The 12,778-nt window shown below is 60.3% G+C and carries 17 protein-coding genes; 11 read left to right on the top strand and 6 right to left on the bottom strand.

Features of this window, described 5'->3' with window-relative positions; genetic code table 11:
• Positions 1–42: 42 nt before the first annotated feature.
• Positions 43–474 carry an NINE protein gene (locus F8N80_RS18470; protein WP_150746664.1) on the bottom strand — a complete coding sequence of 144 codons (432 nt, stop codon included), beginning with the start codon at positions 472–474 and terminating at the stop codon, positions 43–45.
• A 251-nt stretch (positions 475–725) separates the two neighbouring features.
• Here F8N80_RS18470 and F8N80_RS18465 point away from each other — a divergent pair, with 251 nt between their 5' ends.
• Entirely contained in the window at positions 726–1,352 is a 627-nt protein-coding gene (locus F8N80_RS18465) for a C40 family peptidase (RefSeq protein WP_150784410.1), read from the top strand.
• Positions 1,353–1,509: 157 nt separating this feature from the next.
• On the opposite strand, the gene F8N80_RS18460 is transcribed toward F8N80_RS18465, so the two are convergent.
• Positions 1,510–2,544: a type IV pilus twitching motility protein PilT gene (locus F8N80_RS18460; protein WP_150746662.1), complete on the bottom strand. Its 1,035-nt coding sequence runs from the start codon at positions 2,542–2,544 to the stop codon at positions 1,510–1,512.
• A gap of 57 nt (positions 2,545–2,601) precedes the next feature.
• On the opposite strand from F8N80_RS18460, the gene F8N80_RS18455 reads away from it, so the two are divergent.
• The 9 genes from F8N80_RS18455 (at position 2,602) to F8N80_RS18415 (ending at position 9,311) form a co-directional block, all read left to right on the top strand.
• Entirely contained in the window at positions 2,602–3,300 is a 699-nt protein-coding gene (locus F8N80_RS18455) for a YggS family pyridoxal phosphate-dependent enzyme (protein WP_150784409.1), read from the top strand.
• A 34-nt stretch (positions 3,301–3,334) separates the two neighbouring features.
• Entirely contained in the window at positions 3,335–4,153 is an 819-nt protein-coding gene (gene proC / locus F8N80_RS18450) for a pyrroline-5-carboxylate reductase (RefSeq protein WP_150784408.1), read from the top strand.
• 10 nt (positions 4,154–4,163) lie between these two features.
• The gene (locus F8N80_RS18445) at positions 4,164–4,754 is read left to right on the top strand and encodes a YggT family protein (protein ID WP_150746659.1); all 591 of its coding nucleotides are present in this window, start codon (positions 4,164–4,166) and stop codon (positions 4,752–4,754) included.
• 200 nt (positions 4,755–4,954) lie between these two features.
• Positions 4,955–6,094 (top strand): homoserine O-succinyltransferase MetX, encoded by a 1,140-nt coding sequence (metX, locus tag F8N80_RS18440; protein WP_150784407.1) that lies wholly within the window; start codon positions 4,955–4,957, stop codon positions 6,092–6,094.
• A 7-nt stretch (positions 6,095–6,101) separates the two neighbouring features.
• A complete protein-coding gene (gene metW / locus F8N80_RS18435) occupies positions 6,102–6,722 on the top strand; it encodes a methionine biosynthesis protein MetW (protein WP_150746657.1) in 621 nt (206 codons plus the stop codon).
• 26 nt (positions 6,723–6,748) lie between these two features.
• Positions 6,749–7,183 carry a DUF4426 domain-containing protein gene (locus F8N80_RS18430; RefSeq protein ID WP_150746656.1) on the top strand — a complete coding sequence of 145 codons (435 nt, stop codon included), beginning with the start codon at positions 6,749–6,751 and terminating at the stop codon, positions 7,181–7,183.
• Positions 7,180–7,776, top strand: a complete 597-nt coding sequence (gene rdgB, locus F8N80_RS18425; protein WP_150784406.1) for an RdgB/HAM1 family non-canonical purine NTP pyrophosphatase — start codon at positions 7,180–7,182, stop codon at positions 7,774–7,776. Before F8N80_RS18430 ends, rdgB begins: the two co-directional genes overlap by 4 nt.
• Entirely contained in the window at positions 7,773–8,978 is a 1,206-nt protein-coding gene (gene hemW / locus F8N80_RS18420; RefSeq protein WP_150784405.1) for a radical SAM family heme chaperone HemW, read from the top strand. Before rdgB ends, hemW begins: the two co-directional genes overlap by 4 nt.
• A gap of 9 nt (positions 8,979–8,987) precedes the next feature.
• On the top strand, positions 8,988–9,311 hold the full coding sequence (locus F8N80_RS18415) for a DUF3392 domain-containing protein (protein WP_128873530.1): 324 nt from the start codon (positions 8,988–8,990) through the stop codon (positions 9,309–9,311).
• A gap of 229 nt (positions 9,312–9,540) precedes the next feature.
• Here the strand turns inward: F8N80_RS18415 and trmB are convergent, their stop codons facing one another.
• The 4 genes from trmB to F8N80_RS18390 form a co-directional block, all read right to left on the bottom strand.
• Positions 9,541–10,266 carry a tRNA (guanosine(46)-N7)-methyltransferase TrmB gene (gene trmB / locus F8N80_RS18405; RefSeq protein ID WP_149416361.1) on the bottom strand — a complete coding sequence of 242 codons (726 nt, stop codon included), beginning with the start codon at positions 10,264–10,266 and terminating at the stop codon, positions 9,541–9,543.
• 9 nt (positions 10,267–10,275) lie between these two features.
• On the bottom strand, positions 10,276–11,070 hold the full coding sequence (locus F8N80_RS18400) for a thiazole synthase (protein ID WP_008068101.1): 795 nt from the start codon (positions 11,068–11,070) through the stop codon (positions 10,276–10,278).
• A 60-nt stretch (positions 11,071–11,130) separates the two neighbouring features.
• Positions 11,131–11,331 (bottom strand): sulfur carrier protein ThiS, encoded by a 201-nt coding sequence (thiS, locus tag F8N80_RS18395; protein ID WP_150746653.1) that lies wholly within the window; start codon positions 11,329–11,331, stop codon positions 11,131–11,133.
• 175 nt (positions 11,332–11,506) lie between these two features.
• Complete coding sequence (locus tag F8N80_RS18390) at positions 11,507–11,875, bottom strand: DUF423 domain-containing protein (protein WP_150746652.1); 369 nt, start codon at positions 11,873–11,875, stop codon at positions 11,507–11,509.
• A 74-nt stretch (positions 11,876–11,949) separates the two neighbouring features.
• Between F8N80_RS18390 and mtgA the strand changes: the two genes are divergently transcribed.
• Positions 11,950–12,672, top strand: coding sequence for a monofunctional biosynthetic peptidoglycan transglycosylase (gene mtgA, locus F8N80_RS18385; protein WP_150784404.1), 723 nt, complete (start codon positions 11,950–11,952; stop codon positions 12,670–12,672).
• Positions 12,673–12,778 lie beyond the last annotated feature (106 nt).

Genomic DNA, 12,778 nt, shown 5'->3' with positions numbered 1-12,778 from the left:
ACACCCGAGTTCCAATGTGGGAGCGGGCTTGCCCGCGATGGCTTACTGGAAGGCGCCTCTGTCCTGCGCATTGCGAATCGACACCTGATCATTCAGCGTCCAGAAGTCATACAACACCCCCAGAAAGAACAACCCGCCCGTCACCAGGTACAGCAAGCCGCTGATCCATTTGCCCTGGTACATCCGGTGTACGCCGAATACCCCAAGAAACGTCAGCAGAATCCAGGCGACGTTGTACTCGATAGGCCCGGCGGTAAATCGCAAGTCCGCCTCACGGTCCATGGCCGGGATCAGAAACAAATCGATCAGCCAACCGATACCCAGCAAACCGAAGGTGAAAAACCAGATCGTACCGGTCACCGGCTTGCCGTAATAGAAGCGGTGGGCCCCGGTAAAACCGAAAATCCACAACAGGTATCCGATCACTTTGCTGTGGGTGTCCTGATGCGGAACGGGGTGTTGATAGGTGTTCATGGAGGACCTCGATTCACACGATAGATAAATATTCTTTAAAACTTTGTGACTTTTTTAAAGCTGGCCGACGCATGGCAACTGCCGACCTTACTTTTCGCCAAGGCCTTGTTCGCAAAAGAATTATTTCCGGCAGCCGCGTCCGTTTTTTGCGAATTTGGTTCCGTTGCGCCTCTTCCGAATCGACCAACGGACTCTAAAAAGACAAAAAAGCTGTTATAAAGTTGCGCGTTCACCCATACGAGCCCTGCCTAATGCGTCCATTTTTCAAGACATGGCTAACCATTTGCCTATTATTGCCCCTGGCCGCCCACGCCACCAACCGTGAGCAACGTCTTCCAAACGTTAATGGTTACACCCCGAAAACCCATTCATCCGTTCCATCGAGCAAGTACAAAAAAGCCGGACCACGCTCCCCTTACCTGAGCACCAGCAAGAACAAGAGCAGCCTGGTTCCGCCAATGGCGACCAAGGAAAGCAGCAATGTGCTGAGCCGTGCGGTAAACGTGCTCGGTACTCCGTACCGTTGGGGCGGCAGCAGCCCAAGCAAAGGTTTCGATTGCAGCGGCCTGGTGAAATACGCGTTCAATGACGCTACTTTTGACCTGCCGCGCACGTCGAACGCCATGGCCAGTGGTCATGGCGAGAAAGTCGATCGCAAGGATCTGAAGCCTGGCGACCTGATTTTCTTCAACATCAAGAGTCGCAGGGTCAATCATGTTGCCATCTACCTGGGCAACGACCGCTTTATCCACGCACCACGCCGTGGCAAGTCGGTAAGCATCGACACCCTGAAGAAACCGTATTGGGAAAAACACTACGTGGTTGCCAAGCGGGTCCTGCCGAAAGAGCAGAACGCCATACAGGTTGTTCAGCGCTGATCCGAGCTCCCGGGCATAACCCAAAAGTCGTGTCGAACATAACGCCCTCTTCGCGGGCAAGCCCGCTCCCACATTGGAATGCGTACCCCTGTGGGAGCGGCGGTGCGACGATTCGACTTGCTCGCGAAGGCGTCTTTGAAAGCGCTACAAATCCCCCTCAAAAACTATCCGGTGACCGCGCCTTCTCCCGCGCATGCTCACGGCTGATCAAGCCCTTGTTCACCAGATCCTTCAGGCACATGTCCAGCGTCTGCATCCCGATCGACCCCCCGGTCTGAATCGACGAGTACATTTGCGCCACCTTGTCTTCACGGATCAGGTTACGAATCGCCGATGTTCCCAGCATGATTTCGTGGGCGGCTATTCGCCCGCCACCGATCTTTTTCACCAAGGCCTGGGAAACCACCGCCAATAGTGACTCGGACAGCATCGAACGCACCATCGATTTCTCATCTCCCGGAAACACGTCCACTATCCGGTCGATGGTTTTCGCCGCCGAGGTGGTGTGCAACGTGCCGAACACCAGATGACCGGTCTCGGCAGCCGTCAGCGCGAGACGGATGGTCTCCAGATCGCGCATCTCCCCCACCAGAATCACGTCTGGATCTTCCCGTAGCGCCGAGCGCAGGGCTGTGGCGAAGCTGCGGGTATCGCGATGGACTTCACGCTGGTTGATCAGGCATTTGCGCGATTCGTGAACGAACTCGATCGGGTCTTCGACGGTAAGAATGTGATGATGGCGATGGTTGTTCAGGTAGTCGATCATTGCTGCCAGGGTGGTGGACTTGCCGGAACCGGTCGGACCGGTCACCAGAACCAGGCCACGGGAAGATTCTGTAATCTTGCGAAACACTTCCCCCATCCCCAGGTCCTCCATGCTCAGCACCTTGGACGGGATGGTCCGAAACACCGCGCCGGCGCCGCGGTTCTGATTGAACACATTGACGCGGAAACGTGCCACACCGGGCACTTCAAAGGAAAAGTCGGTTTCCAGGTGTTTTTCGAAATCCACCCGCTGGACATCGTTCATGACGTCGTAGATCAACTCATGGACCTGCTTAGGGTCCAGCGCCGGCAGATTGATGCGCCGCACATCGCCATCGACGCGAATCATCGGTGGCAGGCCCGCAGACAGGTGCAGGTCGGACGCACCTTGTTTGGCGCTGAAGGCCAGCAGCTCAGTGATATCCATAGCGCTCCTCAATTCCAGTAGAATGCCGCGACCCTCAGACCCGCTGGCGCCTTTTGAATGTCCACGATAGCAGACAACATCGCTCAGGTTAGTTCACGCATCCACGCCGCGGCTGTCGCCGCCCATCGTGATGAACACAGCGTCCAGCTGCTGGCTGTGAGCAAAACCAAGCCCGCTGAAGCGGTGCGCGAAGCCTATGCCGCCGGGATCCGCGACTTTGGCGAAAACTACCTGCAGGAGGCCCTGGGCAAACAGCTCGAATTGACCGACCTGTCCTTGATCTGGCACTTCATCGGCCCCATTCAATCGAACAAGACTCGCGCTATCGCCGAGCACTTCGCCTGGGTGCACTCCGTGGATCGTTTGAAAATCGCACAACGCCTGTCCGAACAACGTCCCGCCGATTTACCGCCACTGAACATCTGCATCCAGGTCAACGTCAGCGGTGAAGCGAGTAAATCCGGCTGCACCCCGGTCGATCTGCCAACCCTGGCCAACGCCATCAGTCAATTGCCACGCCTGAAGTTGCGCGGGTTGATGGCGATTCCCGAGCCGACTGAAGATCGCGCCGCCCAGGACGCTGCTTTTGCTGCCGTACAAAGCCTGCAAGCCGGTCTCAATCTGCCGCTCGACACACTTTCCATGGGCATGAGCCACGACCTTGAGTCGGCCATCGCCATGGGCGCCACCTGGGTCCGTATCGGTACGGCCCTGTTTGGCGCTCGCGGCTCTCAACAAATGCATGGCCAGCCCTGAACATGGCTGACACCTCTCTCTATAAGGACTTGACATGAGCAAGACTCGTATTGCCTTTATCGGTGCCGGCAACATGGCCGCCAGCCTGATCGGCGGCCTGCGCGCCAAGGGTCTGGACGCTGCGCAGATCCGCGCCAGCGATCCGGGCGCTGAAACCCGCGCTCGTGTGAGCGCCGAGCACGGCATCGAAGTATTCGCCGACAACGCCCAAGCCATTCAAGACGCCGACGTGGTCGTGCTGGCGGTCAAACCCCAGGCGATGAAAGCCGTCTGCGAAGCTATCCGCCCAAGTCTGCAACCGAATCAACTGATGGTCTCGATCGCTGCAGGCATCACCTGCGCCAGCATGAACAACTGGCTCGGCGCCCAGCCGATCGTGCGCTGCATGCCCAACACCCCGGCGCTGCTGCGTCAGGGCGTGAGCGGCTTGTTTGCCACCGCGCAAGTCACCGCCGAACAACGTCAGCAGGCCCAGGAACTGTTGTCGGCCGTCGGTATCGCGCTGTGGCTGAACGAAGAACAGCAACTGGACGCGGTGACGGCCGTTTCCGGCTCGGGCCCGGCGTACTTTTTCCTGCTGATCGAAGCCATGACCGCCGCCGGCGTGAAGCTCGGCCTGCCGGCGGACATCGCCGCGCAACTGACCCTGCAAACTGCCTTGGGCGCCGCACACATGGCGGTCGCCAGCGATGTCGACGCCGCTGAACTGCGTCGCCGCGTGACGTCCCCTGCGGGCACCACGGAAGCGGCCATCAAGTCGTTCCAGGCCGGGGGCTTCGAAGCCCTGGTAGAACAAGCACTCGGCGCCGCTGCGCACCGCTCGGCCGAGATGGCCGAACAATTGGGTCAATAAGGAGCCTTACATGATTGGATTGAACACCGCAGCGGTCTACGTGCTGCAAACCATCGGCAGCCTTTACTTGCTGATCGTGCTGCTGCGCTTCGTGCTGCAACTGGTACGCGCGAACTTCTACAACCCGCTCTGCCAGTTCGCCGTGAAAGCCACCCAGCCGCTGCTCAAGCCGCTGCGCCGGATCATCCCGAGCATGTTCGGCCTGGACATGTCCTCGCTGGTGTTGGCGATCCTCGTGCAACTGGCGCTGATGGCCCTGACCCTGCTGCTGACCTACGGCACCATCGGTAACCCCCTGCAATTGCTGATCTGGTCGCTGATTGGCGTGACTGCGCTGTTCCTGAAGATTTTCTTCTTCGCGCTGATCATCAGCGTGATCCTGTCCTGGGTCGCACCGGGCAGCCATAACCCTGGCGCCGAGCTGGTGAACCAGATCTGCGAGCCGGCCCTGGCGCCGTTCCGCAAAATCGTACCGAACCTGGGCGGCCTGGATATTTCGCCGATCCTGGCATTCGTGGCGCTCAAGCTGATCGACATGCTGGTGATCAACAACCTCGCTGCCATGACGATGATGCCGGAAATCCTGCGGGTGCTGATGTAACCCCGGTCTGCAGGCTCACCGCGTTATCGTTCTTCGCGAGCAAGCCCGCTCCCACAGGGGTACGCGTTCCAATGTGGGAGCGGGCTTGCTCGCGAAGAACGATGACGCGGTCTGACTGAATGAAATCAGGCCCGGCCTTTGCTTGCCGCTAACCCCACCGGTCTTTAGACTTACGCCTCATTTCAACGAGAGCAGGGTCGATGCCAGCTGCCTTTCCCCCCGATTCTGTTGGTCTGGTGACGCCGCAAGTGGCGCACTTCAGCGAACCCCTGGCCCTGGCCTGCGGCCGTTCGCTCCCGGCCTACGACCTGATTTACGAGACCTACGGCACGCTGAACGCCACGGCGAGCAACGCCGTGCTGATCTGCCACGCCTTGTCCGGCCACCATCATGCCGCCGGCTTCCACAGCCCCGACGACCGCAAACCCGGTTGGTGGGACAGCTGCATCGGCCCCGGCAAGCCGATCGACACCCATAAATTTTTCGTGGTCAGCCTGAACAACCTCGGCGGCTGCAACGGTTCCACCGGCCCGAGCAGCATCAACCCGGAAACCGGCAAGCCATTCGGCGCCGATTTCCCGGTGTTGACCGTGGAAGACTGGGTGCACAGCCAGGCACGCTTGTCCGACCTGCTCGGCATCCGCCAGTGGGCCGCCGTGATTGGCGGCAGCCTCGGCGGCATGCAGGCCCTGCAGTGGACCATCACTTATCCGGACCGCGTGCGGCACTGCCTGGCCATCGCCTCGGCGCCCAAGCTGTCGGCACAGAACATCGCGTTCAACGAAGTGGCGCGCCAGGCGATCCTCACCGACCCCGAGTTCCACGGCGGTTCGTTCCAGGAAGCAGGCGTGATCCCCAAGCGCGGGCTGATGCTGGCGCGGATGGTCGGGCACATCACCTACCTGTCCGACGATTCCATGGGCGAGAAATTCGGCCGCGGCCTGAAGAGCGAAAAGCTCAACTACGACTTCCACAGCGTCGAGTTCCAGGTCGAAAGCTACCTGCGCTATCAGGGCGAAGAGTTCTCCGGCCGTTTCGACGCCAACACTTACCTGCTGATGACCAAGGCGCTGGACTACTTCGATCCGGCAGCGAACTTCGACGATGACCTGGCGAAAACCTTCGCCGGCGCCACCGCCAGATTCTGCGTGATGTCGTTCACCACCGACTGGCGCTTCTCCCCGGCCCGCTCGCGGGAATTGGTGGATGCACTGATGGCCGCCAAAAAAGACGTCTGCTACCTGGAAATCGACGCTCCGCAAGGCCATGACGCCTTCCTGATTCCGATCCCGCGCTACTTGCAGGCGTTCAGCAATTACATGAACCGCATTACGTTGTGAGAAAGCCATGAGAGCTGATCTGGAAATCATCCAGGAATGGATCCCCGCCGGCAGCCGCGTGCTCGACCTAGGCTGCGGTGACGGCGAGTTGCTGACCTGGTTGCGGGACAACAAGCAGGTCACCGGCTATGGCCTGGAAAACGACCCGGACAACATCGCCGAGTGCGTGGCCAAGGGCATCAACGTCATCGAGCAGGACCTGGACAAGGGCTTGGGCAACTTCGCGAGCAACAGCTTCGACGTCGTGGTCATGACCCAGGCACTGCAAGCGGTGCACTACCCGGACAGGATCCTCGACGAAATGCTGCGCGTTGGGCGCCAGTGCATCATTACCTTCCCCAACTTCGGGCACTGGCGCTGCCGCTGGTACCTGGCGAGCAAGGGCCGGATGCCGGTTTCCGAGTTTCTGCCGTATACCTGGTACAACACGCCGAACATCCACTTCTGCACCTTTGCGGACTTTGAAGCGTTGTGCCTCGAACGTGAGGCCAGGGTCATTGATCGGCTGGCCGTGGATCAACAGCATCGCCACGGGTGGGCCAGTAAGCTATGGCCTAATCTGTTAGGTGAGATCGGTATTTACCGTGTCAGCAGCCCCGGGCTGCAAGATCACAAGGTCGCGGTCTGAGCCACGACATTCCAAGGAGAACGATCATGGGTCGTCTAGCGCTATTTGTACTCACTGCTTGCCTGAGCGTCACCGCCATGGCCGCCGACGCCATCAAGGGTGAGCGCAAGGAAACTTTTGGTGACGTGACGGTGCACTACAACACCTTCAACTCCACCTTCCTGACACCGGACATCGCCAAAGCGGCCGGGCTGACACGCAGCAAGAACCAGGGTGTGATCAACGTCTCCGTGCTCAAGGATGGCAAGCCTCTGACCGCTGAAGTCAACGGTACGGTCAAAGACCTCACCAGCCAAAGCGTCTCGTTGAAATTCAAACAGATCACCGAACAAGGCGCTGTCTACTACATCGCGCAATATCCGGTCGATCAGCAGGAAACCCGCACCTTCCAGATCAACGTGAAGAGCGGCGATAAAACCAACACCATCAATTTCAACCAAGAGCTTTTCCCCGGCGAATGATCAATTTCACGCAACTCGTACTGGCCAGCCACAACGCCGGCAAACTCAAGGAACTCCAGGCCATGCTCGGCGAATCGGTGCAACTGCGCTCGATCGGCGAGTTCAGCAGCGTCGAGCCTGAAGAAACCGGCCTGTCGTTCGTCGAAAACGCCATCCTCAAGGCACGCAATGCCGCGCGCATCTCCGGCTTGCCGGCTCTGGCCGACGATTCCGGGCTGGCGGTGGATTTCCTCGGCGGTGCGCCAGGGATCTATTCGGCCCGTTACGCTGACGGCCAGGGCGATGCGGCAAACAATGCCAAACTGGTCGATGCCTTGAAAGACGTGCCTGAAGCCGAGCGTGGCGCGCAGTTCGTTTGCGTGCTGGCGTTGGTGCGACATGCCGACGATCCGTTGCCGATCCTCTGCGAAGGCCTGTGGCACGGCCGCATTCTGCCGGCAGCCAGCGGTGAGCACGGTTTCGGCTACGACCCACTGTTCTGGGTGCCGGAGCGCGATTGTTCCAGCGCCGAGCTGAGTCCGAGCGAAAAGAACCTCATCAGCCACCGCGCCCGTGCAATGGATCTGCTGCGCCAGCGTCTGGGCTTGAAATGACCCTTGAATCGTCCGCGCCGCCGCTGATTTTCGGTGGCACCGCGCAATCGCCACGGGCTGCGCTCCCAACGCTGCCGCCCTTGGCGCTGTACATCCACATCCCGTGGTGTGTGCGCAAATGTCCTTATTGCGACTTCAACTCCCACACCGCCAGCCCGGTGCTGCCGGAAGAAGAGTATGTGGACGCATTGCTGGCCGACCTCGATCAGGACCTGCACGCAGTCTATGGCCGTGAACTGAGCTCGATCTTCTTTGGTGGCGGTACGCCCAGTCTGTTCAGCGCCGAGGCGTTGGGCCGCTTGCTCAAAGGCGTCGAGCAACGCATTGCGTTTGCCAGCGACATCGAAATCACCCTGGAAGCCAATCCGGGTACGTTCGAGCAGGAGAAGTTCGTCGCTTACCGAAAGCTGGGCATCAATCGCCTGTCGATCGGCATCCAGAGCTTTCAGGAAGAAAAACTCAAGGCTTTGGGGCGGATTCACAACGGCGATGAAGCCGTGCGTGCCGCCGGCATGGCCCGTCAGGCTGGCTTCGATAACTTCAACCTGGACCTGATGCACGGATTGCCCGATCAGTCCCTGGACGACGCCCTGGGCGACCTGCGCCAGGCCATCGCCCTGAAGCCGACCCACTTGTCCTGGTATCAGCTGACGCTGGAGCCGAACACCGTGTTCTGGAACCAGCCACCGACGCTGCCGGAAGACGACACCTTGTGGGACATCCAGGAAGCCGGCCAGGCCCTGCTGGCCGAGCACGGTTACGCGCAATACGAAGTCTCGGCCTATGCCCAGCCCGGCCGTGCGGCGCGGCACAACCTCAATTACTGGAGCTTCGGCGACTTCATCGGCATCGGCGCCGGGGCGCACGGCAAGCTCAGCCATCCGGACGGACGCATCGTACGCACCTGGAAGACGCGCCTGCCGAAGGACTACCTCAATCCGGCCAAAAGCTTCCAGGCAGGCGAGAAAGCCCTGACCAACGAAGAGCTGCCGTTTGAATTCCTGATGAACGCCTTGCGCCTCACCGAAGGCGTCGAGTCGCATTTGTATCCGCAACGCACCGGGCTGACTCTGGAAAGCCTCGCCGAAGGCCGTCGCGAGGCCGAACAAAGCGGCTTGTTGCAGGTCGAACCGTCACGTCTGGCGGCCACGATGCGCGGACAATTGTTTCTCAATGACTTGCTGCAGAAATTTCTGACATAAGGAAATCGAATGGATTTGGTACTCGACCTGCTCGCCACGGCTTCCCGCTGGAGTCGCAGCAATCTCTCGGAAATCGCCCTGGCATTGGTGGGCTGCCTGCTGGTGCTGTTTGGCGCGGATATCAAAGGCTGGGTCGACCAACGCCTGGGCAGCATCGCCGGCGCCTTGCGCGTGCCGCTGATGGCCCTGGTGTGCATGGTCGGCAGCGGCGTGGCGCTGATCTACGCCACCCCATGGATCATCAAAGGCCTGAGCCAGTTCAACAACTACAGCCTGGCGCCGGTGTTGTTGGTGGTGCTGGTGCTGATCGGCGTCGTCGCGGACCGCCGCTGATTTCAGACATCTCAAAAAACTGTAGGAGCGAGGCTTGCCCGCGAAGGGAACGCTGCGGTGTACCTGATACACCGCGTCATCGTTCTTCGCGGGCAAGCCTCGCTCCTACAGATGATCGTTCCCACGCTCTGCGTGGGAATGCAGCCAAGGACGCTCCGCGTCCCAAGAGCGGACGCAGAGCGTCCAATGAGGCATTCCCACGCGGAGCGTGGGAACGATCAGTGGCCGGTCAGGACTGTTTTTCGAATTTCAGGTCCCACACCCCATGCCCAAGACGCTCGCCGCGGCGTTCGAACTTGGTGATCGGGCGCTCGGCCGGACGCGGGACGCACTTGCCGTCTTCGGCCAGGTTGCGATAACCCGGCGCGACATTCATCACTTCCAGCATGTACTCGGCGTACGGTTCCCAGTCGGTGGCCATGTGCAGCACACCGCCGACCTTCAACTTGCTGCGCACCAGTTCCGCGAACGACGCCTGAACGATACGGCGCTTGTGGTGGCGGCTCTTGTGCCACGGGTCCGGGAAGAACAGCATCAGGCGATCGAGGCTGTTGTCAGCCACGCAACGGTTGAGCACTTCGATCGCATCGCAATCGTAGACCCGCAGATTGGTCAGCCCTTGGGTCAGCACGCCATTGAGCAGCGCGCCAACCCCCGGACGGTGCACTTCCACGCCAATGAAATCCTGCTCCGGCGAGGCTGCAGCCATTTCCAGCAGCGAATGGCCCATGCCAAAACCGATTTCCAGCGAGCGTGGCGCCGAACGGCCGAACACCTGATCGAAATCCACCGGCGCGTCGGCCAAAGGCAGCACGAACAGCGGCGTGCCCTGGTCCAGGCCGCGTTGCTGGCCTTCGGTCATGCGCCCGGCGCGCATCACGAAACTCTTGATGCGGCGGTGTTGGCGCTCGTCGCCTTCTTCCGTCTGGATTGGCGTGTCGTTTGATTCAGTCATCAATGGCTCTTACTTGATCAGACCATCCAGCGGCGAGGAGGCGCTGGCATAAAGTTTTTTCGGCATGCGCCCGGCGAGGTAGGCCAGGCGGCCCGCGACGATGGCGTGTTTCATGGCTTCAGCCATCATGATCGGCTGCTGGGCGTGGGCGATGGCCGAGTTCATCAGCACCGCTTCGCAACCCAGTTCCATGGCGATGGTGGCGTCGGAGGCGGTACCGACACCGGCATCCACCAGCACAGGGATCTTGGCTTCTTCGAGGATGATCTGCAGGTTGTACGGGTTGCAGATCCCCAGGCCCGTGCCAATCAGACCGGCCAGCGGCATGACCGCGATAACGCCGATTTCCGCCAGTTGACGGGCAATGATCGGGTCATCGCTGGTGTAGACCATCACGTCGAAACCTTCCTTGACCAGCACTTCGGCGGCCTTGAGGGTTTCGATCACGTTGGGGAACAGGGTTTTCTGGTCGGCCAACACTTCCAGTTTCACCAGGTTGTGGCCGCCGAGCAGCTCACGGGCCAGGCGGCAAGTGCGCACAGCCTCGGTAGCGTCGAAGCAACCGGCGGTGTTCGGCAGGAAGGTGTAGCGATCCGGCGACAGGACTTCGAGCAGGTTCGGTTCGCCCGGGTTCTGGCCGAGGTTGGTGCGGCGCACGGCGAAAGTGACGATCTCGGCACCCGAGGCTTCGATGGCCAGGCGGGTTTCTTCCATGTCGCGGTACTTGCCGGTGCCTACCAGCAAACGCGACTGGTAGGTACGACCGGCCAGGACGAAGGGCTTGTCGCTACGAACGATGCTCATGGGAAATCCTCTGTAGGGGTGAGGTTCTTGCAGAATTCTGTGCCCTTTAGGGCCGGACGACTAGCCGCCGCCGATGGCGTGGACCACTTCGACCGAATCACCGTCGTTCAGCGTGGTTTCACCATGCTGGCTGCGCGGGACGATATCCAGATTGAGTTCGACCGCCACCCGGCGTCCGGTCAGCTCCAGACGGGTCAGCAGGGCCGCAACGGTTTCACCGTCGGGCAGTTCAAGGGATTCGCCGTTCAATTGAATGCGCATACCGAAAGGCCGCCATCATTTTTAGGGGCTGGCATTCTAGCCCGATCAGTCTTGGCGACCCAAGCCATTCGTCTTGAAATACGATCCCTGTAGGAGCGAGGCTTGCCCGCGAAGGCGTCGTATCAGTCGATAAAGATGGTGGCTGATACAGCGCCTTCGCGGGCAAGCCTCGCTCCTACAACCGCCAGGCGGCGAGGCCCAGGCAGAACCAGCCGACCAGAAATGCCAGGCCGCCGAAGGGCGTGACGATGCCCAGCTTGCTGATACCGGTCATCGTCAACAGGTACAGGCTGCCGGAAAACAGCAGGATGCCGATGGCAAAGGACGCCCCGGCCCAGGTAATCAAACGCCCCGGAATCTGCGTGGCCAGCAGCGCCACACCCAGAAGCGCCAGGGTGTGCACCAGTTGATAGGTGACGCCGGTGTGGAAGATCGCCAGGTATTCGGGCGTCAGACGGCTTTTCAGTCCGTGGGCCGCGAACGCTCCAAGAGCAACGCCGGTGAAGCCGAAGAAAGCGGCCAGCATCAGAAAGCCACGCAGCATGTAGAACTCCAGTCAGACTCGATCAACAGGGTCTGTATAATGGCCCGCTCGACAGGTTCGGCCAAGCCATCTCTATGCTGCGTTTATTTTTGCGACGATTCACGAAGGCCCTGCTCTGGTTCGCGGGCGGCAGCGTAGTGCTGGTCCTGATTTTTCGCGTGGTACCACCGCCTGGGACCACGCTGATGGTCGAGCGCAAGATCGAATCTTGGATCGACGGCGAGCCGATTGACCTGCAACGCACCTGGAAACCCTGGGATGAAATCTCCGACGACCTGAAAGTCGCGGTGATCGCAGGCGAGGACCAGAAATTCCCGGAGCATTGGGGTTTTGACTTCGGTGCGATCCAGAAAGCATTGGCCCACAACGAGCTCGGCGGCACTATTCGTGGTGCCAGCACCCTGAGTCAGCAGGTCTCGAAAAACCTGTTTCTGTGGTCCGGCCGCAGCTGGCTGCGCAAAGGCCTGGAAGCCTGGTTTACCGGGTTGATCGAAGTCCTGTGGCCCAAGCAGCGGATTCTTGAGGTGTACCTCAATAGTGTCGAGTGGGATGAAGGGGTGTTTGGCGCCGAAGCGGCGGCCAGGCATCACTTTGGCGTAAGCGCCAAGGGTCTCAGCCGACAGCAATCGAGTTTGCTGGCGGCCGTATTGCCAAACCCGCGCGTGTGGAGCGCCAGCCATCCGACCAGCTACGTAGCTCGGCGGGCGGGGTGGATTCGGCAGCAGATGAGCCAGCTGGGTGGCGATAGTTACCTGGTGGGCATCAACGATTCACGCCGGGCGCCTTGGGCTCAGTGACCGATCACTATCTCCTGAACACCGAAGACCCCTGTGGGAGCGGGCTTGCTCGCGAATGCGGTGGGTAGTCAACATCATTGCTGAATGACACATCGCATTCGCGAGC

Origin of the sequence: Pseudomonas fluorescens, assembly GCF_902497995.1 — a bacterium.
Classification (GTDB): domain Bacteria; phylum Pseudomonadota; class Gammaproteobacteria; order Pseudomonadales; family Pseudomonadaceae; genus Aquipseudomonas; species Aquipseudomonas fluorescens_BK.
Note: the sequence above shows the minus strand (reverse complement) of the source record. Positions and strands in the feature narration are given on the sequence as shown.

What these genes read in the sequence shown, in the direction of transcription:
- F8N80_RS18470 (WP_150746664.1), bottom strand. Translation starts at nt 474, where the DNA reads ATGAACACCTATCAACACCCCGTTCCGCATCAGGACACCCACAGCAAA.
- F8N80_RS18465 (WP_150784410.1), top strand. Translation starts at nt 726, where the DNA reads ATGCGTCCATTTTTCAAGACATGGCTAACCATTTGCCTATTATTGCCC.
- F8N80_RS18460 (WP_150746662.1), bottom strand. Translation starts at nt 2,544, where the DNA reads ATGGATATCACTGAGCTGCTGGCCTTCAGCGCCAAACAAGGTGCGTCC.
- F8N80_RS18455 (WP_150784409.1), top strand. Translation starts at nt 2,602, where the DNA reads ATGTCCACGATAGCAGACAACATCGCTCAGGTTAGTTCACGCATCCAC.
- proC (WP_150784408.1), top strand. Translation starts at nt 3,335, where the DNA reads ATGAGCAAGACTCGTATTGCCTTTATCGGTGCCGGCAACATGGCCGCC.
- F8N80_RS18445 (WP_150746659.1), top strand. Translation starts at nt 4,164, where the DNA reads ATGATTGGATTGAACACCGCAGCGGTCTACGTGCTGCAAACCATCGGC.
- metX (WP_150784407.1), top strand. Translation starts at nt 4,955, where the DNA reads ATGCCAGCTGCCTTTCCCCCCGATTCTGTTGGTCTGGTGACGCCGCAA.
- metW (WP_150746657.1), top strand. Translation starts at nt 6,102, where the DNA reads ATGAGAGCTGATCTGGAAATCATCCAGGAATGGATCCCCGCCGGCAGC.
- F8N80_RS18430 (WP_150746656.1), top strand. Translation starts at nt 6,749, where the DNA reads ATGGGTCGTCTAGCGCTATTTGTACTCACTGCTTGCCTGAGCGTCACC.
- rdgB (WP_150784406.1), top strand. Translation starts at nt 7,180, where the DNA reads ATGATCAATTTCACGCAACTCGTACTGGCCAGCCACAACGCCGGCAAA.
- hemW (WP_150784405.1), top strand. Translation starts at nt 7,773, where the DNA reads ATGACCCTTGAATCGTCCGCGCCGCCGCTGATTTTCGGTGGCACCGCG.
- F8N80_RS18415 (WP_128873530.1), top strand. Translation starts at nt 8,988, where the DNA reads ATGGATTTGGTACTCGACCTGCTCGCCACGGCTTCCCGCTGGAGTCGC.
- trmB (WP_149416361.1), bottom strand. Translation starts at nt 10,266, where the DNA reads ATGACTGAATCAAACGACACGCCAATCCAGACGGAAGAAGGCGACGAG.
- F8N80_RS18400 (WP_008068101.1), bottom strand. Translation starts at nt 11,070, where the DNA reads ATGAGCATCGTTCGTAGCGACAAGCCCTTCGTCCTGGCCGGTCGTACC.
- thiS (WP_150746653.1), bottom strand. Translation starts at nt 11,331, where the DNA reads ATGCGCATTCAATTGAACGGCGAATCCCTTGAACTGCCCGACGGTGAA.
- F8N80_RS18390 (WP_150746652.1), bottom strand. Translation starts at nt 11,875, where the DNA reads ATGCTGCGTGGCTTTCTGATGCTGGCCGCTTTCTTCGGCTTCACCGGC.
- mtgA (WP_150784404.1), top strand. Translation starts at nt 11,950, where the DNA reads ATGCTGCGTTTATTTTTGCGACGATTCACGAAGGCCCTGCTCTGGTTC.